This is a genomic window from Actinotalea fermentans (assembly GCF_007991475.1).
GTDB lineage: Bacteria > Actinomycetota > Actinomycetes > Actinomycetales > Cellulomonadaceae > Actinotalea > Actinotalea fermentans.
Window position 1 is genome coordinate 100,006 of sequence record NZ_BJYK01000002.1, and the last position, 22,197, is coordinate 122,202.

Consider the following 22,197-nt stretch of genomic DNA (forward strand, 5'->3'; position numbering starts at 1 on the left):
ACCATGGTGCGGTGTCGTCCACCGCTGACCAGACAGTGACCTACCAGGCCGGCTCGGCGCGGGGCATGACGATCGGCGTCGCGGCCGTGGCCGCCGTCGCGCTCGTCCTGACCGCGCTCGACGACGTCGGGGCGGCGCTGCGCTACGTGCCCGTGTTCGCCGTCGTGCCCGCCGCGGTGTGGGCCTTCTACGGGCGCCCGGCGGTGATCATCAGCGACGGCGGCGTGGCGCTGCGCAACGTCGTGCGCACCGTCGAGCTGCCGTGGCCGGCCATCCAGCGCATCGAGACGAAGTACGCCCTCACGCTGGAGACGGCCTACGGCCCGTACAACGCCTGGGCGGCACCCGTGCCCGGCCGGACCGGTGCGGCCTACGCGACCCGGGCCACGATGCACCACCAGCCCGAGAGCGCCTACGCCGCCGCCGGCCTGCGCCCCGGTGACCTCGCGGGCACCCCCTCCGGCGACGTCGCGGGCTACATCCGCCGTCGCTGGGAGAAGCTGCGCGACGCCGGCTTCCTCGACGACCCGGTGCTCGAGCGGCAGCGCCCGGTGGTGCACTGGCACCCCGGTCCGCTGCTGCTCGTCGCGGCGCTCGTCGCGGCGTCCGCGGTCTCGCTCAGCCTCGGCTGAGCCCGACCGCGTCACCACGCGCGCCAGGGTCGACTCAGGCACTGGCCGCGTCCGTCGCCGGCGTGGCCGCCGCCTCGGCGCGGCGCGCGGCCCGGGCCGCTGCCCGGTCCATCGCGCGCTTGCTCGGGATGCGCCGCTGCCGCGGGTCGAAGGCGTCGCGCAGGCCGTCGCCGATGAAGTTCACGCAGAGCGCGATGCTCACGATGAACAGACCCGGCCACCAGAACAGCCAGGGCCGCGTGGCGAAGGCCGTCTGGTACTCGCTGATGAGCGTGCCCAGCGACACGTCGGGGAAGCGGATGCCGAAGCCGAGGTAGCTGAGCGCCGTCTCGAGCAGGATCGCCGAGGCCATGAGCAGCGTGGTGTTGACGATGATCACGCCGACCGCGTTCGGGAGCATGTGCTTGAACATGATCCGCGCGTTGCTCGCGCCCGCGACGCGCGCGGCGTCGACGAACTCGCGCTCGCGCAGCGAGAGGAACTCGGCACGCACGAGGCGGGCCATCGACGTCCAGGTCACCATGCTCAGGGCGAGCGCCAGGAGCACCGGGTTGGCCTTGGCCACCCAGGCGCCGAGGATCGCGCCGATCATGATCACGGGGATGGTGATGACCATGTCCGTGAAGCGCATGATGACGTTGTCCAGGCGGCCGCGCAGGAAGCCGGCGAGAGAGCCGATCGTGATGCCGATGGTCGTCGCGAGCAGGCCGATGATCGTCATGACCATCAGCGAGGTCTGCGTGCCGCCCATGACGCGCGCGAACACGTCCCGGCCGATGTTGTCCTGGCCGAAGGGGTGCTCACCGATCGTGACGCCGCCGTCGAACGACATGGTCGGTGCGCCGCCGGGGTTGACGACGGGCGCGAGGTCGTTCGGGCCGTACGCCCACCAGCCGGGGATGGGCCCCCAGCCGATCGAGGTGGCCGCGAGCAGCACGATGGCGATGAGGAAGAGCGAGGCGACCATCGCGCCGCGGTGACGCAAGAAGCGCCGGAGGACGATGCGGCCCTGCGAGAGGCCCTCGACCTCCTTGAGCTCGATCGCGTTCTCGACCTTCTCGCCGGCGAACGTGTCGAGCTTCTCGATCGGCTCGGAGTCGGGAGTGGGGACAGTCATGCGTTCACCCGGATCCTGGGGTCGAGAGCGGCGTAGATGAAGTCCACGACGATGTTCGCGAGCACGAGCATCGTGCCGACCACGAGGAAGTACCCCATGACCGGGTCGGCGTCGCGTGCACCGAGCGACGTGAGGAACAGGGTCCCCATGCCGCTCCAGGCGAAGATCCGTTCGGTGATGATCGCGCCACCGAAGAGGGCCGCGATGTCGAGCGGCACCACCGTCGCGAGCGGGATGAGGGCGTTGCGGAACGCGTGCCGCACCGTCACCACCCGCTCCGGCAGGCCCTTGGCCCGCGCCGTGCGGATGTAGTCCTGGTTCATCACCTCGAGCAGGCTCGCCCGCGAGTAGCGGGTGTACGACGCGAACGAGATGAGGATCAGCGCGATCGTCGGCAGCACGAGGTGCGTGAACGTGTCGAGCGTCGTCACCCAGTAGTCGTTGCCTGCCAGGCCGGGGGTCTGCGAGCCGATCGTCGCGATCGGGCGCCCCGCGATGCGGCTGGAGTTGGAGTACAGCTTCCAGACGTCCATGACGCGGTCGATGTAGATGAACGCGCCGACGAGGACCGCGGTGATCGCGGAGGTCCGCATCGAGACGCCGCGGTCCGGGCCGCCGAACAGCCAGCCGATGAGCATGCCGCTCGCGACGGCGGCCGCGGCCAGGCCGATGATCAGCCACGCGCTGGCGACGGCGAACGGCCACTGCAGCGGGTAGTAGAGCGCGACGCCGACGGCCACCGTCGTGAGCGCGGCGTACAGGGCGCGCTTGTTGCGCAGGCCGGCCGTCAGCGCCGTGACCGCGTAGGCGCTGGCCACGCCGAGCACGAGCACGCCGACGATCGTCAGGTTCGGGTCGAGGAGCCACCCCGTCGCGGACATGCCCCAGATCGCGGCGCCGGTGGCGAGGGTGGCGATGCCGAAGACGCTGAGCCGACGTCGGATGTCGCCCGCGACCAGGGCCTGCCAGATCAGGCCGCCGAGCACGGCGAGGCCGACCACGGCCGGCGTCGAGAGCGTCGGATCACGCAGGAAGTCGTTGAAGCCGATCGCGCCCCACAGCTTCAGGAGCACCGCGACCCAGAACGAGGGCAGCGAGTAGAGCACGAACGACATGAAGGTCACGGTGTAGTCGAAGCCCGTGTACTGCCGCAGCGCGGACGCGATGCCGACGACGATGCCGAGCCCGATGGCCAGGAACGTCGAGGCCGCGATGAGCTGCACCGTCGACGGGATCGCCGTGCCGAGCATGTCGATCACGTTCTCGTTGGTCACCCAGCTGTTGCCGAGGTCGCACTGGCCGATGCCGCACCTGGCCACGCCGCCGAGCCACAGCACCCAGCGCACGGCGGGCGGGGTGTCGAGGTTGAGGTCCCTGATGCGGGCCTCGATCAGCTGCTCCTTGTTGGGCGCGCTCGAGGCGTACAGGTCCTCCAGGGGATCCAGTGCGTACGCCAGCAGCATGTACACGATGAACGTGGCGCCGAGCAGCACGATCGCCGAGGAGAGCAGACGCCGACCGAGGAAGGTCAGCATCGGCGCGCTCCGCCGGAGGCGGGAGGGAGCTTGCGGCTGCGGCGGGGCGGTCGTCGCCTCGTCGGCCGGCAGGCTCGTCACTGAGGTGGCCATGTGGGGGGACCTCTTCACGAGTGGATGGACTGCGTGAGTCTACGCGTCCGTCCACGGACGGTCCTCGATCCGGGGACCCGGCACGAGGACGGCTGGACGTGGTACCGCGGTCGGGATCACCGACCCGGCATGCCGGTGGGGTACCGCGGGTGCCGCGGTACCCCACCGGATCGTGCAGACCTACTGACCTTCGTCAGTGGTGAGGATCACTCCTCGGTGCTGGCCGCCGGGGCGTCGAGGGTGTCCTCGGCGCTGATCTCCCACTCCCAGTAGTTCCAGAAGATCGTCGGCGAGATCGGGATCATCTTCACGCCCTGGAGAGCGTCGCGCCAGGCGACGACACCCGGGAACTGGAAGATCGGCAGCGAGAAGCCGTCAGCGTTCAGCTGCTTCTCGATCTGGATGGTCAGCTCCTTCTCCTCGTCGACGGAGGCGGACGCCATGTCGGCGTACCAGCCGTCGATGTCGGCGTTGGAGTAGCCACCGAAGTTGTTCAGGCCGCCGGTCACGAAGTTCGCCTCGGAGTTGAGGGCGAAGGTGTTCGTGGACTGCCAGCCGAACAGCGACGCGTCGTAGGTGTCCGTCTGCGTGAGGCGGCCGCCCCAGGCGTCGTCACCCTCGTCGAGCACGTTGAACCCGACCTTCTCGGCCGACGCGGCGATGAGCTGGTACTCGTTCGCGCGGCGGACGTTCGAGGCGCCGTAGAGGAACCGGACGTCGATCGGGGTCGAGGTGTCGACGCCGGCCTCGGCCAGGAGGTCGATGGCCGCCTGACGGTTGGCGTCGTCGTCCTCGCTGAAGAAGTCGGAGCCGTTGCCGGCGACGACGTCGTCGTAGGCCGGCGAGCCGGGCACGACGGTGTGCGAGTTGCGGACCTGGGCCTCGGGGTTCAGCGGGACGATCAGCTTCTCCATGATCTCCGCGCGCGGCACGGAGAGGAGGAACGCCAGGCGGACGGCGCGGGCCTTGTCCTCGTCGCCACCGTAGGTGGCGGGGTCGAACGGACCACCGTTGTTGAAGATCACGTCGACGTGCTCGTACGTGCCCTCTTCCTCGGCCTGGTACGTGATGCCGTCGATGCCCTCGAGGGTCTCGATGACGTCGACCGACGACTGCGGCTGGATGAGGTCGACCTCACCGTTCTGCAGAGCGGTCACCGACGCCAGCGGGTCCTCGGTGTAGCGGATCGTGATCGACTCGACCTTGGGCGCGGGGCCCCAGTCGTAGTCGTCGCGGGCCGTGACGGTGAGGTACTGGTTCTCGACGTAGTCGGACATCACGTACGCGCTCGAGGACAGGTAGAGGAGCTCGTTGTCCGGGAGCGAGGTGAAGTCGAAGCCGGTGTTCCAGACGTTCGCGAGCTTGGCGAGCGCCTCGGCGTCGTTGTTCTGGAACGCGTCGATGACGGCCTGCTTGCCCTCCTCGGCGTCCTCGATGCCGAGGGCGATGTTCGCGATCGCGTGCGCCGCGATCGGCGACGGCTGGAAGGAGACCTCCCAGTCGGAGCGCGGGCTGTCGTAGACGAGCGTGACGGAGCGGCCGTCGTCGCTGATCTCGGGGAACTCGGAGACGAGCGTCATCGCGACGGAGGAGCCGTCGAAGTAGACGCCACCCTCGGTCTCCTGGATGTTGCCCTCGTCGTCGTAGCTGCCCTCGACGGTGTCGAAGTTGTCGTTCTGGGGGCCCCAGTACATGATCAGGTCGGCCGCGTCGACGGGCGTGCCGTCCGACCAGGTGACGCCCTCGTTCACCGTGTACTTCACGGTCAGCGGGTCGTCCGACACCTTCTCGTAGGTGCCGAAGTCCTCGTTCTTCACGAGGTTCAGGTCACCGTCGTAGTAGTTGAAGGCGGCGTTCGTCAGGTACAGCACGTTCGAGTTGGTCGTCGCGTTGCCACTCGAGGTGAGGTTGTTCTGCGAGTAGAACGGCTGGTTCCAGCCGACGTTGACCGCAGTGTCCTCGACGATCTCGCTCCCACCCGGGGTCGAGCACGCGCTCAGCACGAGCGCGCTCGTCGCGACGATGGCGCCGACGGCGCCGATTCGCCTGATCTTCACAAGTTCCTCCTGACGGATGAGGTGAGGGCCCGCAGCCGCGTTCGGGGACGCGGGAACTGCCAGGGACAGCCACCCTTGGATTGGGCGAGCGTACAGCGGCCGATTGCGGCAATCGGGACACAGCCGGGGGGCCCCGGTGATCGTTACCTTTTCGATACTACCCGGTACATCTCATGATCCGGGACGGCTCGTCTCAGCGCCGTCGCAGGTCAGCGCGCTTTCGCAGGTCATCGGGGCACTAAAACCGTTGACAGGCGGGCGCAGACCTTCGGGAACCGCCGATGAAGGCCCTCCGCGCCGCGGGCCCGTCTCGGGACTGGGCGGAGCACCGCACGAACGGGCATTCCACGGACTACCGGACAAACGCACCCTTCCGGACCCGCGCCGGCGGCCTTTGTCGAACGTCGCGAGCGATCCGTGGCAGGGCGCGCTAAACGGCCCAGGTCGGCGTTCCGACGGCCTGCAGCGCCCCTCTCGACAGGCCTACTGTGGCCGGATGCACCTGCTGCACATCGCCCACCGGGCCGACTGGCAGGACTCGCTGCGGGACGGCACGTACAGCACGTCCACGCGCGGGCACAGCCTCGACGAGGTGGGCTTCGTCCACGCGTCCTACCCCGAGCAGGTCGACGACGTGGCCGGCTTCGTCTACCGCGACGACCCCGAACCCCTCTGCGTCCTCGTGCTGGAGGAGTCCCTCATCCACCAGGACGGCGTCCGGGTGGAGCTCGAGGACGGCGGGGACGGGGAGCTCTATCCACATATCTATGGGCCCATCGACAGGTCCTGGGTCGTCGACGTGCGTCCCGCACGGTTCGACGCCGCCGGACGCTTCGTCTACTGACGCCTTCCGGGCGGCGGGGGCCCGGGCTCTCCCGCGCCGTCCTGGGCTCCCGCGCGCCCGCGCGGTACCCGTGCGCATGTCGCACCCCGGGGGCAGGCTGGCCCGATGAGCATCGACGACGCCGCGAAGGCCGACCTGCACCGATACCTGCGCAGCGCGCGCGAGGCGCTCGTCTGGAAGCTCGACGGCCTGTCCGAGTACGACGCGCGGCGCCCCCTCACGCCGACGGGCACGAACCTGCTCGGCCTGGTCAAGCACGTCTCGAGCGTGGACGTCGACTACTTCGGGGCGTGCTTCGGGCGCCCCTTCGACGAGCCGCTCCCCTGGTTCGCTGACGACGCCGAGCCCAACGCCGACTTCTGGGTCCCGGCAGACGTGACGCGCGCCGACGTGCTCGGCCTCGCCGAGCGCGCGTGGGCGCACTCCGACGCGACCATCGAGGCGCTGCCGCTCGACGCCGTCGGGCACGTCGCGTGGTGGGGCGACGGCGGGCAGGACGTGACGCTGCACCGGCTGCTCGTGCACATGGTCGCCGAGACGCACCGGCATGCCGGGCACGCCGACATCCTGCGCGAGCTCATCGACGGGGCCGCCGGTCTCAGCGCCGGCAACGAGAACTTGCCCGGCGTGGACGACGCGTGGTGGGTCGCCTACCGCGAGCGCGTCGCGCGGGCCGCGCGCGACGCCGTCGCCTGAGGCCCGCGGCGGCGGCCGGTCAGGCGGGCTCGATCGGCATCCAGAGCTCGCACGTGGCGCGTGTCGCGGTGAGCTCGAGGTAGCGGACGATCGACGGGCCCGGCCGCAGCCGCCAGGGGTTCGAGGGGAACCAGTCGGTCGCCGTCGCGGCCCAGGTCTGCTGGAGAGTGTCGGGGAACGGTCCGCTGGAGCCGAAGACCGCCCAGGTACCGGCGTCGACGGGGATGGCGTCGAGGTCGGACGGGACCGGGGCGCCGTCGCGCACGGCCACGCCGTGCAGGTAGGTCAGGGGCGAGCCCTCCGCGGCGTCGGGGTCGGGACCCAGCGTGACGGCGAGGATGCCGGCTGGCTCCCCGACGGGCTCCGTGGCGCCCAGAACCTTGAGCCGCGCGTGCTCCTCGGGCGCGATCGAGGCGACGTGCTCGGCGATGTGCGGGTTGACGCCCTGGTGCACCAGCGGGACCTCGACGGCGTGGCCGACGAGAAGGAAGGCCGGCCGGTCGGTGACCGTCACGTCCATGGGGGTGCTCCCTTCAACGCTCAGGCGGAACCTGAGCACGGGTTGGGTGGTGAGCGGCCCACCGGTGCGGCGCGCGTCGGCCGGCGCGATGGCGTGCACCGACCGGAACGCCCTGGTGAACGCCTCGACGGAGCCGTAGCCGTAGCGCACGGCCACGGCGAGCAGGCTTCGCTCCCCGCGCACCAGGTCGGCCGCGGCGAGCGTCATCCGGCGACGCCGCACGTACTCCGAGAACGGCATCCCGGCCAGCGCGGCGAACATCCGGCGCAAGTGGTACTCCGTCGTGGCGTGGGCCCGGGCGAAGGCGGGGACGTCCACGCGCGCGTCGTGGCGCTGCTCGACGAGGTCGACCAGGGCGTTGAGCGTGCCGATCACGGGTCCCCCTTCGGCAGGCCAGTCTCACCGACGGACGACGGCGAGCACCCGATGATCCTGGCCGCATTCGATCGGCGACTCCAGCGTGGGGCGGCCGAAGCGGCTGGCCGGTGGGGACGTCACCGACTGTCCACAGAGCAGCGCTCGAGAACCCTGCCTGTCGGTCCATCGAACTAGCGTTCGAGCGTCGGCGCGGGGCCGACGCAGGCGAGGAAGGACGCGACGATGCGGGTACTGGTGGCCACAGAGGAGACGCAGGGCGACCGGGCGGACGACTACACCTGGGCGACACCCGGAGAGCTCGTCATGTTCGGCGTGATCTGCGCGACCGATCTGCGCGGGACCGGACGCGGGTGCGGGTGTGGCCGCGCGTTCGCCGGCCTGCACTCCGAGCGCGCGACGACGACCGCTCAGGTCGCGGAGTGGCCATCGAGCCTGGACGACGTGGTGCTGGCCTTCCGCGACAGCCTGGCGCGGGGCGGCTGGCTGGACTTCGGTGGCACGGAGGAGGAGGTGCACGCCGTCGTCGTCGAGGCCGTGATGGAGGTGCTCCTGGTCGCCGATCGGTACCCGGCCGGGACCGTGATCGGCACGGACCGCGGGCGACAGTACGTGCGACAGCCCGCGGCTGCGCGGTGAGGCGGACGCCGGTCAGACGGTGGAGCGGCGCTCCACCATTCCGTTGCGGGTCAGCAGGAGAGGTCGTCGACGACGAGCGCGCCCCGCCACGTCCTCAACCGCTGCACGGTGCTCTCCGAGAGCTCCGCCGCAGCGAGGAGCGTCTCGACGTCCAGACCAGCGAGCGCTTCGCGGAACGCCTTCTCCGTGCTCGATCCACGGCGGGCCAGGATCGCGTCGCGCACCGGCTCGTCGTTCTCGCGCCCGGTGGCTTGGGCGAGCGCGTCGGCGTTCCGCACGGTCTCGAGGTAGTCGTCGACGATCGCGTCCGGCTCCACGCCGACCAGGCTGAGCAGGAGCATCGCGACGAGACCGGTCCGATCGCGTCCCGACATGCAGTGGAAGAGGACGCCGCCCGCGTCGGCGTCGGCGACCGCGGCGAGCGCTGCGCCTGCCCGCTCGGGCATCGTCGCCAGGTGCGGCAGGAAGTACACGGCCGTGCCCCACAGCCCGTTGTCGGCGTAGTCCCGCCAGAAGTCGGCGTTCTCCAGGCCGTCCAGGTCGACGTGCGCGGTGACCAGCCAGCCGGGCCGACGACGCCGGTCCCGCTCCCTCTCGGCGTCCTGCCGCAGGTCGACCACCGTGCGCACACCGAGGGCGTACAGCTCGTCCCAGCCGCGGGTCGTGACGGCGTCGACGTTCTCTCCGCGGAAGAAGACACCGCGGGGCGTCGTACCGCCCCCGGTCAGTGGAAGGCCACCGAGGTCACGGGCGTTGACCAGGCCATCGACAGTCAGGGCACGCATCGACCGGACACTACAACCCGCGCCCCCGGGTCTCCGGGTGCCTCAGACGTTGAAGCGGAACTCCACCACGTCGCCGTCGGCCATCACGTAGTCCTTGCCCTCGATGCGGGCCTTGCCTGCCGAGCGGGCAGCGGCGATCGAGCCGGCCTCGACGAGGTCCGCGAAGCTGATGACCTCGGCCTTGATGAAGCCGCGCTCGAAGTCCGTGTGGATGACGCCGGCCGCCTGCGGCGCCGTCCAGCCCTGCTTGATCGTCCAGGCGCGGGCCTCCTTCGGACCGGCCGTGAGGTACGTCTGCAGGCCGAGCGTGTGGAAGCCGACGCGGGCGAGCTGGTCCAGGCCCGGCTCGGACTGACCGGAGTCCGCGAGCATCTCGGCGGCGTCGTCGGGGTCGAGCTCGACGAGCTCCGACTCGAACTTGGCGTCGAGGAAGATCGCGTCGGCGGGGGCGACGAGCGCGCGCATGCGCGCCTGCATGTCGACGTCGGCGAGGCCCGCGTCGTCGGTGTTGAAGACGAAGATGAACGGCTTGGCCGTGAGGAGCTGGAGGTCGCGGAGGGCCGTCGCGTCGACGCCCTGCTTGGCGAGGCGCTCACGCGCGGCGAAGACGGTGACGCCCTCCTCGAGGACGGCGTTCGCGGCCTGCGCCGCGGCGAGGACGGCGGCGTCGGTCTTCTTGCCGCGGACCTCCTTCTCCAGCCGGGGGATGGCGCGCTCGAGCGTCTGGAGGTCGGCGAGGATCAGCTCGGTGTTGACGGTCTCGATGTCGTCGGCAGGGTCGACGCGGCCGGTGACGTGCACGACGTCGTCGTCCGCGAACGCGCGGACCACCTGGCAGATGGCGTCGGCCTCGCGGATGTTGGCGAGGAACTTGTTGCCCAGCCCCTCCCCCTCGGACGCGCCGCGCACGATGCCGGCGATGTCGACGAAGGAGACGGTCGCGGGGACGATCCGCTCGGAGCCGAAGAGGTCCGCGAGCGTCTGCAGGCGCGGGTCGGGCAGGGCGACGATGCCGAGGTTCGGCTCGATCGTGGCGAACGGGTAGTTCGCAGCCAGCACCTGGTTACGGGTGAGGGCGTTGAAGAGGGTCGACTTGCCGACGTTCGGGAGGCCGACGATTCCGATGGTGAGCGCCACGGGCGGCAAGTCTACGGGCCGCCGGGAGGGTGTTCGCCGTGGGCGAATTGTCCCGATTCCTCGCTGCATCTCCGCTAGCATTAGCACATCAGTTCCAATTCTGGAGGCGGCATGACGACGGCGGCGGCGCAGGCGGCGCTCGACGACGCCGTCCGCGCGGTCGCCGACGCGACGCTCCGCGCCCGCGAGCTGCCTCCCGACGAGCGCGCACGTCTCGTCGCGGGGATCGACGCGGCGGTCGCGCGACTCACGACCGCCCGTGCGTCGGTCCTCGTCGCACAGCGCGACAGCGGGGCGTGGCGCGCGCACGGCGACCCCAGCTTCGAGGCGTGGCGGGCGCGGACCTCCCGGACGGGCGCCCGCGCCGCGGCGACCGAGGTGCGTCGCGGCGACGCGCTGGCGTCGATGCCCGCCGTCCGGGACGCCGTCGACGACGGACGCGTGACCGTCGAGCACGTCGACGTCGTCGCGCGCACGGCGGCCGGCGCGTCCGCCCCCGTGCGTGCTGCCCTGGCCTCACCGGAGGGGCAGGCGGAGCTGCTGGCGATGGCGGGGCGCGTCGACGCGGGACGGTTCGCCAAGGCCGCGGCGCTGTGGGCCGCCGCACTCGACCGGGCAGCGCTGGAGCGCGGGCACCAGGTGCAGCGCGGCAGGCGGTTCCTCCACCTCGCCGAGACGCCCGACGGCACACGGATCAGCGGCCAGCTCGACGCGGTGACTGGGCATCGGGTGCGGCTCGCCCTCGAGGCCATGGCCGGCAAGCCGCCTGCCGACGACGATCGCACGCCCGAACAGAGGAGGGCTGACGCACTCGCGAGCCTGGCCGACGTGGCGCTGGGCGTCACGTCGGCGGACGGAGTGCCGGTAGGTCCCAGGGCGACGGTGTCCTTCGTCATGCGCGAGGAGACCTGGGCGGCGCTCCGGGAGGAGCAGCGGGCTGCCGGGGAGGCGGGTACCGCGCCGGCGTCGGGGCCGGTCACGGGCGCGCGCCTGGAGAACGCACCGCCCGCCACCTACGACGGTGTCGCGCTGCCACCGAGCGAGCTCGCCCGACTGCTGTGCGACTGCGAGCTGACGCGCGTCGTGATCGACGCCGACGGGCAGCCGTTGGACCTCGGCCGCACGAGGCGTCAGTACACGGCCGGTCAGCGACGTGCGGTCACGGTGCGCGACGCCGGTTGCTTCTGGCCAGGCTGCGGGACGCCGACGAGGTGGTGCGAGGTACATCACCTCGTCTGGTGGGACCGCGACGGCGGGGAGACCGACGTCGTCGACGGCGCCCTCGCCTGCTCGTTCCACCACCACGAGCTGCACCGGCTGGATCTGGCGGTGACCAGGTACACCGTTCCCGGCGCCGCATGCGGGCCTGGCGAGAGCCGGACACGGTACGTCGTCGCGACCCCCGGTGGCCGCGTTCTCGCGGACGGCCGCCCCGAGGACGACGTCGGCGGACGGGTCGGAGCGGCGATGCGTGCATGGGTCCCCGGGAAGGGGGCGGTTGATGCGGCCGGCGCAGACTCGGCCGCGCAGGAGCGGGCGAGGTGCGAGCGGGTGGCGTGCTGACGCGCGCGTCGGGCCTGTGACCTGCGGCGGCGCGCTGCGGTGCGGTGCGGTGTCGGTGTCGAGGTCGGTGTCGGTGTCGGCTGGGAGGGTCGGGGCATGGAGATCGTGATCGGGCTCGTGGCACTGCTCGTGGGCGTCGTCGGCGGGTGGGTGCTCGGCATCGTCCGGGCGGAGGCCCGGATCCGGCGAGCGGCGGTACGCGTCGCCGAGGCACGCGCGTTGCTCGAGGCCGAGCGCCGGGTGTCCGCAGAGCGCGTGGCCGCGGCCCAGGAGGACCGGGCGCGTCTGAGCGAGCAGTTCCGGGCGCTCGCGGCCGACGCCCTGCGCGCGAACTCCGAGCAGTTCCTGGTCGTCGCCGAGGAGCGGCTCGGCCGCACCCAGGCCGCGGGTGCGTCTGGACTGGCGCAGCAGCAGGACGCCGTGCGGCGGCTGGTCGAGCCGCTGACCCGCACGCTCGACCAGGTGAAGCAGGAGGTGAGCACGGCCGAGCGGGCGCGCGCGGACGCGGCCGCCGCCCTCGCCGAGCAGCTGCGATCGATGCGTGAGTCCTCCGAGCTCCTGCGTTCCGAGACGGGCCAGCTCGTCAGTGCACTGCGCACCTCGCAGGTGCGCGGACGGTGGGGCGAGGTCCAGCTGCGCCGGGTGGTGGAGTCCGCGGGCATGCTCGAGCACGTCGACTTCGTCGAGCAGCATCACGTGACGACCGACGAGGGAGCGCTGCGACCCGACATGGTCGTGCACCTGGCCGGCGGGAAGAACGTGGTGGTCGACGCCAAGGTCGCCGTGCTCGGCTACCTGGACGCCATGCAGGCCACCGACGAGGCGGTGCGCGCCGACCGGCTCGCCGCTCACGCACGCCACATGCGCCGACACATCGACGACCTCGCCGCCAAGGAGTACTGGGAGCAGGTGGCGCCGTCCCCGGAGTTCGTCGTCATGTTCGTCCCCGCCGAGGCGTTCCTGCATGCGGCGCTCGAGGCGGACGGGACGCTCATCGAGCACGCGATGGAGCGGGGCGTCGTGCTCGCGACCCCGATGACGCTCGTCGCGCTCCTGCGAACGGTCGCCTACGCCTGGCGCCAGGACGCCCTGGCCGCCAACGCTCAGCAGGTCCTCACGCTGGGACGCGAGCTGCACGGACGGCTGGCCACGCTCGGCGGTCACGTGGGGCGCCTGGGACGCCAGCTCGACGGAGCCGTGCGCGCCTACAACGAGACCGTGAGCTCGTTGGAGTCACGCGTCCTGGTCAGCGCCCGGCGCATGGCGGAGCTCAAGGTCACGGACGCCGAGCTCGAGGTCCCTGCACAGATCGACCGAGCGGCACGCCAGGTCCAGGCGGCCGAGCTCGTCGCCGCGGAGGCCAACCGCGTGGTCGCGCTCGGCTGAGGCGACCGCGTCGTCGCCCACGGCTGAGGCGACCGCGTCGTCGCGCTCGGCTGAAGCAACCGCGTCGTCGCCCACGGCTGAGGCGACCGCGTTGTCGCCCACGGCTGAGAGGCGACTCGTCAGAGGTGCCTAGACCGGCTCGACCGAGAGGGGCCGACGCTCGCCCCGCGCCGGGCGCCCGACCGGCTCTCCCGCGGCCTTGAGGTCGGCACGCAGCTCGCGCGGCAGCGAGAACATGAGGTCCTCGGTGGCGGTGCGCACCTCCTGGACGTCGCCGTAGCCGAGCTCCGCGAGCCGCACCAGCACGTCGCCCACGAGGATCTCCGGCACCGACGCCCCCGAGGTCACTCCCACGGTGCGCACGCCGTCGAGCCAGGCCGGGTCGATCTCGGCCGCGTGGTCGATCCGGTGCGAGTCCCGCGCACCCGACTCCAGGGCGACCTCGACCAGGCGCACCGAGTTCGAGGAGTTCGCCGAGCCCACCACGATGACGAGGTCGCACTCCGCGGCGATCTTCTTCACCGCGACCTGGCGGTTCTGGGTGGCGTAGCAGATGTCGTCGCTGGGCGGGTCCGCGAGCAGCGGGAACCGCTCCCGCAGACGGCGCACCGTCTCCATGGTCTCGTCGACCGACAGCGTCGTCTGCGAGAGCCACACGACCTTCGCGGGGTCGCGGACCACGACGTCGTCGACGTCGTCCGGGGAGTTGACGACCTGGATGTGGTCGGGCGCCTCGCCCGACGTGCCCTCGACCTCCTCGTGCCCCTCGTGCCCGATGAGGAGGATGTCGAAGTCGTCCCCGGCGAACCGGACCGCTTCCTTGTGCACCTTCGTCACGAGCGGGCAGGTGGCGTCGATGGTCTGCAGACCCCGCGCCTCCGCAGCCGCGTGGACCGCCGGCGAGACGCCGTGCGCCGAGAAGACCACCCGGGCGCCCTCGGGCACCTGGTCGGTGTCGTCGACGAAGATCGCTCCCCGCGCCGCCAGGGTCTCGACCACGTACTTGTTGTGGACGATCTCCTTGCGGACGTACACGGGCGGGCCGTAGTGCTCGAGGGCCTTCTCCACCGCGACGACCGCACGGTCCACGCCCGCGCAGTACCCGCGGGGCGCAGCGAGCAGGACGCGACCGCGCGCCGGGGCGGGCGCACCGGCCGACGGGCTGGACGCCGGACGTGCCGTCGGATCGCTCGACGAGTCGTGGAGGGGGTTCACCGCCTCAGTCTACGAAACCCCCTGTGAACGACCCGTGGTGGCCCGTCGTGCGACTGGTGAGGGGCCACAGGGCGACCTGCCGCGAGGAGGTCGGCCGTGGATGGCAGGCTGTGCCCGTGACCGACGCCGCGCCCCTCGAGCGCCCCACCGCGCTCCCCCCGCGCGCGGCCGACACCTCGCCGACGGCGCCCTGGCCCGTGCGGCACCTGGCGCAGAAGATCGCGGACTACATCCACCGCATGCCCGGCGTCTGGGTCGAGGGCCAGGTGGTCCAGCTCAACCGTCGCCCGGGCGCCTCGGTCGCGTTCCTCACCCTCCGCGACACCGACGCCGACGTGTCGATGCCCGTCACCGTCCACACGCGGGTGCTCGCCGCGGCGACCGCGCCCGTCGAGGAGGGCGCGCACGTCGTCGTGCACGCCACGCCCACCTACTGGGCCAAGCGCGGCACCCTGTCGCTCCAGGCCGACGAGATCCGCGCCGTCGGGCTCGGGGAGCTGCTCGCCCGCATCGAGCACCTCAAGCGGGTCCTGGCGGCCGAGGGCCTGTTCGACGCCGACCGCAAGCGGCGCCTGCCGTTCCTGCCGCGCGTCGTCGGCCTCGTCTGCGGACGCGAGTCGAAGGCCGAGCACGACGTCGTCGTGAACGCCCGGGCGCGCTGGCCGCAGGTCGAGTTCGAGATCCGGGAGGTCGCGGTCCAGGGCCCCAGCGCGGTCGGCGAGGTGAGCCGAGCCGTGACGGCGCTCGACGCCGACGCGCGGATCGAGGTCATCGTCGTCGCGCGGGGCGGCGGCTCGGTCGAGGACCTGCTGCCCTTCAGCAACGAGACGCTCGTGCGCACCGTCGCCGCGTGCCGCACCCCCGTGGTGAGCGCCATCGGCCACGAGACCGATGCACCCCTGCTCGACCTCGTCGCCGACTACCGCGCCTCCACGCCGACGGACGCCGCCAAGCGGATCGTGCCCGACGTCGGCGAGGAGCGCGCGCGCCTCCTGCAGGCCCGGACCCGCATGCGGTCGACGCTCGACGCACTCGTGCGCCGTGAGGGCGACCGGCTCGCCGCGGTGCGCTCCCGTCCGGCGCTCGCGCGGCCCGAGACGCTGCTCGACGCGCACCAACGCCACGTCCTCGACCTGCGGCGGGCTTCCTGGCGGGCGCTCGACGCACGCGTGACGTCGGGCACGGCCGAGGTGCGCCACCTGGCGGCGCAGGTCGCAGCCCTGTCGCCCGCCGCGACGCTCGAGCGCGGCTACGCGGTGGTCCAGCGGGACGACGGCGCCGTCGTCCGCTCGCCCGACGACGTCGCCCCCGGCGCGCGCCTTCGCGTGCGCCTCGCCAGGGGCGAGCTCGCGGCGGAGGTCCTGCCCGACTCCGGCGGCCGGCCCGGCCCGGAGTCCACGAGCGCGCAGGACGCAACGAAGAAGCAGGACGCCACGAAGAAGCAGGGCTCCACGAAGACGCAGGGCCAGCAGGCTCAGCGGGCACCACGGAAGACGAAGGGCGAGCGGGAATCATGAGCGACGCGCCAGGAAAGGACCGCCCCGTGCAGGACCTGACGTATGAGCAGGCGCGCGACGAGCTCGTCGCCGTCGTCGCCCGCCTCGAGGCCGGCGGCGAGACCCTCGAGGGCTCGCTCGCCCTGTGGGAGCGCGGTGAGGCGCTCGCCGCGCGCTGCCAGGACTGGCTCGACGGCGCCCGGCAACGACTCGACGCCGTCCGCGCCGCCCCCGGCACCTCTGGCGGCGCTGGCCCGTCGGGGCGCCCCACCGACCAGGCAGTCCCGGGCGACGCAGCCGACGAGGACCTCTCGTGACCGCGGCTTCCCCGGATCCGGAGGGCACCGACGTCCTCGAACCCACCCAGGCGCCGGGCCGACCGGAGGACGCCGACGTGGTCGAGCGTGCGTACGCGCCCCTCACCGAGAGCGCGCCCGGTGTGCCCGTCGACGCCGCGGAGCGCCGCGTGCTCGTCATCGGTGAGGCCCTCGTCGACGTGGTGCACGCGCGCGACGGAGCCGTCACCGAGCACGTCGGCGGCAGCCCGGCGAACGTCGCGCTGGGCCTGGGCCGACTGGGCCGCGGCGTCGACCTGCTGACGTGGCTGGGCCGGGACGACCGTGGACACCGGATCACCGAGCACCTCGCGGCGTCGGGAGCGGCGCTCGTGCCCGGGTCCGACGGCGCAGGGCGCACCTCGGTCGCCACCGCCCGCCTCTCCGACGACGGCAGCGCCACCTACGACTTCGACCTCACGTGGCGCATCCCCGAGACGTGGGCGTCCCCGCCCGGCCCGCCGATCGCGGTGCACACGGGCTCGATCGCCGCGGTGCTCGAGCCGGGTGCGGGCGACGTCGCCCGCATCCTGGCGGCACACCGCGCGTCGGCCACGATCACGTACGACCCGAACCTGCGCCCCTCGCTGATGCCCCCACCGGAGCAGACGCGCCCCGTGGTCGAGCGCGTCGTCGCGCTGGCGGACGTCGTCAAGGTCAGCGACGAGGACCTCGCCTGGCTCGCGCCGGACGACCCGCTGGGTCTGGCACAGGAGTGGGTGACGGCGGGGCCGGCGCTCGTCGTCGTGACCCGCGGCGGGCAGGGGGCCGTGGCCTGGTCCGCGACGGGCGTCCGCATGGAGGTCCCGGCGCCCCCCGTCAGCGTGGCCGACACGGTCGGCGCCGGCGACTCGTTCATGGCGGGTCTCGTCGACGGGCTGTGGGGCGCGGGGCTGCTCGGGCCCGACGCCCGCTCCGCGCTGCGCGCGATCGACGAGGCGACCCTCCGCTCGGTGCTGGAGCGGTGCGCGGTGATCGCCGCGATCACCGTCAGCCGCCCCGGGGCGAACCCGCCGACGGCGGCCGAGGTCGCCGCGTACGGGGCCTAGGCCGCGGCGGCGGCCAGGTCCGCCGCAGGGGCCGAGGTCACCTCGCGGTCCGGCTCGCGGCGTGGCGCTAGGAGGCCGCGCGTTCCGGCTGCGACCGGGACCCCGGGTCCGGCCGTCGACCCGCCGCGTCGCGGTCCCGGCGCTGGGCGCGGTCGAGCGACGCCCGGCGGACCTTCTCGTTGCGCTCGTCGATCTCGCGGGCCGCGTCCTCGTCGCGGGTGAGGTTCGCGCCGGTCTCGGGGTCGAACACGAGCAGTCGCGCGGGGTCGAACCACAGCGCGGCCCGGTCACCCTCACGGACGCGGGACTCGGCGTCGAGCGCGACGACCGCCTGCGAGCGCATGCCCTCCCCGTCCAGGTCCCGGTCGAGCTCCTCGAGCTTGGCCGCGACGGCCGGCTCGGTCTCGAACGGGATGTAGGCGTACAGCTCCGCACCCAGCCACTCGGTGACGTCCACGTCGGTCTCGAAGGTCACGCCCGTCGCTGCCTTGTCGTCCTCGAGGAGCTCCGCGTCCGAGACGTGCTCGGGCCTCAGGCCCACGATGACGAGCGAGCGGTCCCCGACGGCCGCCCGCAGGCGCTCGTCGAGGGGGACGTCGGCCAGGGGCAGGTGAAGCGTGTCCCCGTCGACCCGCCCCGGCAGGAAGTTCATCGGCGGCGAGCCGATGAACCCCGCCACGAAGAGGTTCACGGGCTGCTCGTACAGCCCCCGCGGCGAGGCGACCTGCTGCAGCTCGCCCTTGCGCAGGACGGCGACCCGGTCGCCGAGCGTCATCGCCTCGGTCTGGTCGTGGGTCACGTAGACGGTCGTCGTCCCGAGCCGGCGCTGGATGCGCGCGATCTCGGTCCGCATCTGGCCGCGCAGCTTGGCGTCGAGGTTCGACAACGGCTCGTCGAAGAGGAACGCGTCGGCGTCCCGCACGATGGCGCGCCCCATGGCCACCCGCTGCCGCTGGCCGCCCGAGAGATTCGCCGGCTTGCGCTCCAGGTGCTCGCTCAGCTCGAGCGTCTCGGCGGCGCGGGTGACGCGCTCGCGGACCTCCTCCTCGCTGAACCGCCCCTTGGCCAGCCGCATGGGGAACGCGATGTTCTCGAACACGGTCAGGTGCGGGTAGAGCGCGTAGTTCTGGAACACCATGGCGAGGTTCCGGTCCCGCGGCGCGCGGTCGTTCACGCGTGCGCCGTCGATCTCCAGGTCGCCGTCGCTGATGTCCTCCAGCCCGACGATCATCCGAAGGATCGTGGACTTCCCGCAGCCGGACGGCCCGACGAGGATGACGAACTCGCCGTCCTTGATGTCCAGGCTCACACCCTTCACCGCGAGGAACCCGTCCCCGTACTCCTTGACGACGTCCCGCAGGACTATCGAGGCCATCTGCGTCTCCCCTCGGGTGGGTGCTCGGGTGGGTCGGGTGGGTGCTCGGGTGGGTCGGGTGGGTGCTCGGGTGGGTGCTCGGCTGGGTCGGGTGGTGGCTCGGGCGGGTCGGGCCGGGTCAGCCCTTGACGGCGCCCTGGGTGAGGCCGGCGACGATCTGGCGCTGGAAGAGCAGCACCAGCACGACGACGGGGATGGTCACGATCACGGCCGCCGCGGAGATCGACCCGGTGGGCTCCTCGAACTGCGACGCGCCCGTGAAGAACGCGAGCGCCGCTGGCACCGGCCGTGCCGTCTCCGTCGAGGTGAGCGAGATGCCGTAGACGAAGTCGTTCCACGCGATGAAGAACGCGATGAGGGCCGTCGTGAAGACGCCCGGAGCGGCCAGCGGCACGATCGCCTTGCGGAACGCCTGCCAGGCCGTCGCCCCGTCGACCTGGGCGGCCTGCTCGAGCTCCCAGGGGATCTGGCGGAAGAACGCCGCCAGCGTCCAGATGGAGATCGGCAGGGTGAGCGACAGGTACGGGATGATCAGGCCCAGCCACGTGTCGTACAGCCCGACGGCCCGCCACACGTTGAACAGCGGCGTGACGATCGAGATGACCGGGAAGATCGACACCCCGAGCGCCGTCGTGAGGATGAGGCGCTTGCCCGGGAAGTCCAGCCGGGCGATGGCGTACGCGGCGAGCGTCGCGAGCACGACGGCGATCAGCGTCGCGATGAGCGAGATGCCGATCGAGTTGCGCAGCGACGACAGGAACAGCCCCTGCGCGTTGCCGACGAGGATCTGCTCGTAGTTGGTCCACGACCACTGCGCCGGCAGCAGCTGCCCGGAGTTCAGGTCGCTGGGCAGCTTGAAGCTCGTCGCGAAGATCGCCACGACGGGGAACAGCGCGTAGACCAGCACGAGCACGGTGACCACGCCCCACCACGTCTTCTGCCTGCGCGTCAGCGTGCCCATCAGCGCTCCCCCCTCGCGCCCGCCAGGTCGACCTTGAAGAGCTTGATCGCGACCACGCAGATCGCGACCACGCACCCGAAGAGCAGGACCGAGATGGCGGAGCCGAGCCCGATCTCCAGCCGCGCGATCGCCTGCCGGTAGGCGAGCAGCGAGAGCACCTCGGTGCCGTTGGCGCCGTTCGTCATGATGAAGACGTTGTCGAAGATCCGGAACGCGTCCAGGGCCCGGAACAGCACCGCGACCATGATCGCGGCCTTCATGTTCGGCACGATGACGCGGCGCAGGACCTGCCACCAGGTCGCGCCGTCGACCTTCGCGGCCTCCTCCAGCTCGGTCGGCACCTGCGCGAGCCCGGCGAGGAGCAGCAGGGAGATGAACGGCGTCGTCTTCCAGATCTCCGACAGGATGATCACCGTCAGGCTCGTGCCGGTCTGGGCGAACCAGTTGAGGTCCGGGTCGATCCCCGGCACCCAGTCGAACCACGCGTTGATGAAGCCGCTGTTGATGTCGAACGCGTAGAACCACGCGAACGCCGAGACGACCGTGATGATCCCGTAGGGCACGAGGATCGCCGTCCGCAGGACGCCCCGCAGGCTGCGCACCGCGCGGTGCATCACGAGCGCGAGCGCGAAGCCCAGCACGAGCTCCACGGCCACCGTGATCACGGTGATGAGCACGGTCACGCCGAGGTCGCGCCACCAGATCTCGTCCGTGAGCACCACGCGGTAGTTGCCCAGCCCGACGAACGCGCGCTCGTCGGGCGCGGTCAGGCGGAAGCTGAACAGCGACTCCCACACGGCCTGCAGGATCGGGTACGCCGTCACGGCGAGCATGACGACGAAGGCGGGCCCGGCGAGGTACCAGCCCAGACGCGCCTCGGCGCGCGTGCGGTCCGAGGCGGCGGACCGGCGTCGGGCCGCGTCACGGCCCTGACCGCCGGCGGCGGGCTGCGCGGCCCTGCTGCCGCGCGTCGGTGCGGTGGCGCTGGTCACAGCAGCTGCTCCCCCTTCAGCACGGCGGTGATGAGCTCCGCGGCCTGGCGCGGCGTGCGCTCGGGGTCGATGCCCGACGGCGGGTGCCAGGTCTGCTGCAGCCCGCCGGAGACCTCGTTGTAGTAGGGCGTCTGCGGCCGCGGCGCGGCCTGCTCGAGCGACTGGCGGATGAGGTCGGCCATCGGGAACGCCTCCTGGACCGCGGGGTCGTCGTAGGCCTGCGTGCTCGACGGCGGGTTCCCGTCGCTGATGAAGTACTCCGCCTGGTTCGCGGGGTCGGCGATGCACTCGGCCGCCGCGTAGGCGAGGTCGGGGTGCGCGGAGAAGGCGCCGACGCCGAGGTTGATCCCGCCGTAGGGCGGCCGCGCGTCCTCGCCCTCGACGGTGGCCGGGTAGAGCGCCCAGCCGACGTCGTCGAGCACGCCCTGGTCGAGCTGGCCCGCCTCCACGGCGGACTGCATCGCGGGCCAGACGAACGGCCAGTTGACCATGAACGAGCCCCGGTCGCCCTGGAAGATCGAGAAGGTCGCGTTCTCGTCGGCGGTGGGCAGGCCCGGGCCGCCGAGGCCCTGGCGCCCGATCTCGGACATGATCCGCGCCGCCTCGTGCCCGGCGTCGGTGTCGAGGGTGATGGCGACGTCCGCCGCATCGGCCGACGGGTCCTCGACGATGTGCCCGCCGGCGGACTCCACGAGCGCGTTGATCCACACGGTGAGCGACTCCGCGCGCGTGCCCTGCACGCCGAGGTAGGTGTCGGTGGCCGAGGCCGCCTCGACGAGCTGGTCCCAGGTCACTGGCCCAGCGGCCGGGTCGAGACCAGCCTCCTCGGCCACCGACGTCCGGTACCAGAGCAGCTGCGTGTTGGCCCAGAACGGCACGGTGACGAGCTCGCCGGACCACGTCGCGCCTGCGAGCGCGCCCTCGACGACGCCGTCGCCGACGCGCTGCGCGACGTCGTCGGGCATCGGCGCGAGGAAGCCGGCGTTCGCGAACTCGGGGATGAAGGGCGGGTCGAGGCTCATCAGGTCGATCGAGGAGTCCTGCGCCGCCAGGCGCCGCGCGAGCTGGTCACGCTGGGCGGACGCCTCGCGCGGCAGCCCCGCGGTCTCGATGACGTACTCCCCACCCGCGGCCTCGGTGCAGGCCTGGGCGATCCGGTCCTGGCCGCCCGCGTCAGGGTTGGTGTACCAGGTCAGCACCGGCGGTCCGGGCTCGCCCTGGCAGGCGACCAGCCCGGCGCTGACGAGCGCGACGGCCAGCCCCTGCGCGAGCCTGCGGCGACGTGACACCCCCGGCACCCCCTTCGTCTGCCTCGGCCCATGGGACCTCGGCTCGCGCTCGTCCGCCACCGGAGAGCCCCGGGCGATGGGGAAAACACGGTCTGGCCCGTGGACC

The 22,197-nt window shown here is 72.2% G+C and carries 20 protein-coding genes; 9 read left to right on the plus strand and 11 right to left on the minus strand.

Going from position 1 to position 22,197, the window contains the following annotated elements; translation table 11 throughout:
* Positions 1-11: 11 nt before the first annotated feature.
* Positions 12-632: a PH domain-containing protein gene (locus AFE02nite_RS06890; protein ID WP_034248571.1), complete on the plus strand. Its 621-nt coding sequence runs from the start codon at positions 12-14 to the stop codon at positions 630-632.
* A 34-nt stretch (positions 633-666) separates the two neighbouring features.
* On the opposite strand, the gene AFE02nite_RS06895 is transcribed toward AFE02nite_RS06890, so the two are convergent.
* The 3 genes from AFE02nite_RS06895 to AFE02nite_RS06905 all read right to left on the minus strand — a co-directional run bounded on the left by AFE02nite_RS06895 (position 667) and on the right by AFE02nite_RS06905 (position 5,434).
* A complete protein-coding gene (locus AFE02nite_RS06895; RefSeq protein WP_146819329.1) occupies positions 667-1,749 on the minus strand; it encodes an ABC transporter permease in 1,083 nt (360 codons plus the stop codon).
* Positions 1,746-3,377 (minus strand): ABC transporter permease, encoded by a 1,632-nt coding sequence (locus AFE02nite_RS06900; RefSeq protein ID WP_186814488.1) that lies wholly within the window; start codon positions 3,375-3,377, stop codon positions 1,746-1,748. The genes AFE02nite_RS06895 and AFE02nite_RS06900 overlap by 4 nt, the downstream gene beginning before the upstream one ends.
* A 206-nt stretch (positions 3,378-3,583) precedes the next feature.
* Positions 3,584-5,434, minus strand: a complete 1,851-nt coding sequence (locus AFE02nite_RS06905) for an ABC transporter substrate-binding protein (RefSeq protein ID WP_034247343.1) — start codon at positions 5,432-5,434, stop codon at positions 3,584-3,586.
* 496 nt (positions 5,435-5,930) lie between these two features.
* On the opposite strand from AFE02nite_RS06905, the gene AFE02nite_RS06910 reads away from it, so the two are divergent.
* On the plus strand, positions 5,931-6,278 hold the full coding sequence (locus AFE02nite_RS06910; RefSeq protein ID WP_034247345.1) for a DUF952 domain-containing protein: 348 nt from the start codon (positions 5,931-5,933) through the stop codon (positions 6,276-6,278).
* Positions 6,279-6,383: 105 nt separating this feature from the next.
* A complete protein-coding gene (locus AFE02nite_RS06915) occupies positions 6,384-6,974 on the plus strand; it encodes a DinB family protein (protein WP_034247347.1) in 591 nt (196 codons plus the stop codon).
* Between the two features lie 19 nt (positions 6,975-6,993).
* Here AFE02nite_RS06915 and AFE02nite_RS06920 read toward each other — a convergent pair whose 3' ends face one another.
* Positions 6,994-7,869: an AraC family transcriptional regulator gene (locus tag AFE02nite_RS06920; RefSeq protein WP_034247349.1), complete on the minus strand. Its 876-nt coding sequence runs from the start codon at positions 7,867-7,869 to the stop codon at positions 6,994-6,996.
* 237 nt (positions 7,870-8,106) lie between these two features.
* Between AFE02nite_RS06920 and AFE02nite_RS06925 the strand changes: the two genes are divergently transcribed.
* On the plus strand, positions 8,107-8,508 hold the full coding sequence (locus tag AFE02nite_RS06925; RefSeq protein ID WP_052113819.1) for a DUF7715 family protein: 402 nt from the start codon (positions 8,107-8,109) through the stop codon (positions 8,506-8,508).
* Between the two features lie 50 nt (positions 8,509-8,558).
* Here the strand turns inward: AFE02nite_RS06925 and AFE02nite_RS06930 are convergent, their stop codons facing one another.
* Positions 8,559-9,293, minus strand: a complete 735-nt coding sequence (locus AFE02nite_RS06930) for a tyrosine-protein phosphatase (RefSeq protein WP_034247354.1) — start codon at positions 9,291-9,293, stop codon at positions 8,559-8,561.
* Positions 9,294-9,335: 42 nt separating this feature from the next.
* Complete coding sequence (gene ychF / locus AFE02nite_RS06935) at positions 9,336-10,430, minus strand: redox-regulated ATPase YchF (RefSeq protein ID WP_034247356.1); 1,095 nt, start codon at positions 10,428-10,430, stop codon at positions 9,336-9,338.
* A 111-nt stretch (positions 10,431-10,541) separates the two neighbouring features.
* Here ychF and AFE02nite_RS06940 point away from each other — a divergent pair, with 111 nt between their 5' ends.
* Together AFE02nite_RS06940 and AFE02nite_RS06945 are read left to right on the plus strand one after the other, a co-directional pair.
* Positions 10,542-11,993, plus strand: coding sequence for an HNH endonuclease signature motif containing protein (locus AFE02nite_RS06940; protein WP_146819330.1), 1,452 nt, complete (start codon positions 10,542-10,544; stop codon positions 11,991-11,993).
* Positions 11,994-12,089: 96 nt separating this feature from the next.
* Positions 12,090-13,379 (plus strand): DNA recombination protein RmuC, encoded by a 1,290-nt coding sequence (locus AFE02nite_RS06945; protein WP_034247753.1) that lies wholly within the window; start codon positions 12,090-12,092, stop codon positions 13,377-13,379.
* A gap of 129 nt (positions 13,380-13,508) precedes the next feature.
* Here AFE02nite_RS06945 and AFE02nite_RS06950 read toward each other — a convergent pair whose 3' ends face one another.
* Positions 13,509-14,594: a 4-hydroxy-3-methylbut-2-enyl diphosphate reductase gene (locus AFE02nite_RS06950; RefSeq protein WP_034247752.1), complete on the minus strand. Its 1,086-nt coding sequence runs from the start codon at positions 14,592-14,594 to the stop codon at positions 13,509-13,511.
* 116 nt (positions 14,595-14,710) lie between these two features.
* Here AFE02nite_RS06950 and xseA point away from each other — a divergent pair, with 116 nt between their 5' ends.
* From xseA to AFE02nite_RS06965, 3 genes are read left to right on the plus strand one after another with little or no spacing between them, the layout of a single operon-like run.
* A complete protein-coding gene (gene xseA / locus AFE02nite_RS06955) occupies positions 14,711-16,111 on the plus strand; it encodes an exodeoxyribonuclease VII large subunit (RefSeq protein WP_146819331.1) in 1,401 nt (466 codons plus the stop codon).
* On the plus strand, positions 16,108-16,407 hold the full coding sequence (locus tag AFE02nite_RS06960) for an exodeoxyribonuclease VII small subunit (RefSeq protein ID WP_034247751.1): 300 nt from the start codon (positions 16,108-16,110) through the stop codon (positions 16,405-16,407). Before xseA ends, AFE02nite_RS06960 begins: the two co-directional genes overlap by 4 nt.
* The gene (locus AFE02nite_RS06965; RefSeq protein WP_307726039.1) at positions 16,404-17,474 is read left to right on the plus strand and encodes a carbohydrate kinase family protein; all 1,071 of its coding nucleotides are present in this window, start codon (positions 16,404-16,406) and stop codon (positions 17,472-17,474) included. The genes AFE02nite_RS06960 and AFE02nite_RS06965 overlap by 4 nt, the downstream gene beginning before the upstream one ends.
* A gap of 67 nt (positions 17,475-17,541) precedes the next feature.
* Here AFE02nite_RS06965 and AFE02nite_RS06970 read toward each other — a convergent pair whose 3' ends face one another.
* From AFE02nite_RS06970 to AFE02nite_RS06990, 4 genes are all read right to left on the minus strand, one after another.
* Entirely contained in the window at positions 17,542-18,849 is a 1,308-nt protein-coding gene (locus AFE02nite_RS06970; RefSeq protein ID WP_052113897.1) for an ABC transporter ATP-binding protein, read from the minus strand.
* 118 nt (positions 18,850-18,967) lie between these two features.
* Positions 18,968-19,810 carry a carbohydrate ABC transporter permease gene (locus tag AFE02nite_RS06980; RefSeq protein WP_034246816.1) on the minus strand — a complete coding sequence of 281 codons (843 nt, stop codon included), beginning with the start codon at positions 19,808-19,810 and terminating at the stop codon, positions 18,968-18,970.
* A complete protein-coding gene (locus tag AFE02nite_RS06985; RefSeq protein WP_034246818.1) occupies positions 19,810-20,802 on the minus strand; it encodes a carbohydrate ABC transporter permease in 993 nt (330 codons plus the stop codon). Before AFE02nite_RS06985 ends, AFE02nite_RS06980 begins: the two co-directional genes overlap by 1 nt.
* Positions 20,799-22,091 (minus strand): extracellular solute-binding protein, encoded by a 1,293-nt coding sequence (locus AFE02nite_RS06990; RefSeq protein ID WP_034246820.1) that lies wholly within the window; start codon positions 22,089-22,091, stop codon positions 20,799-20,801. The genes AFE02nite_RS06985 and AFE02nite_RS06990 overlap by 4 nt, the downstream gene beginning before the upstream one ends.
* Positions 22,092-22,197: the final 106 nt, after the last annotated feature.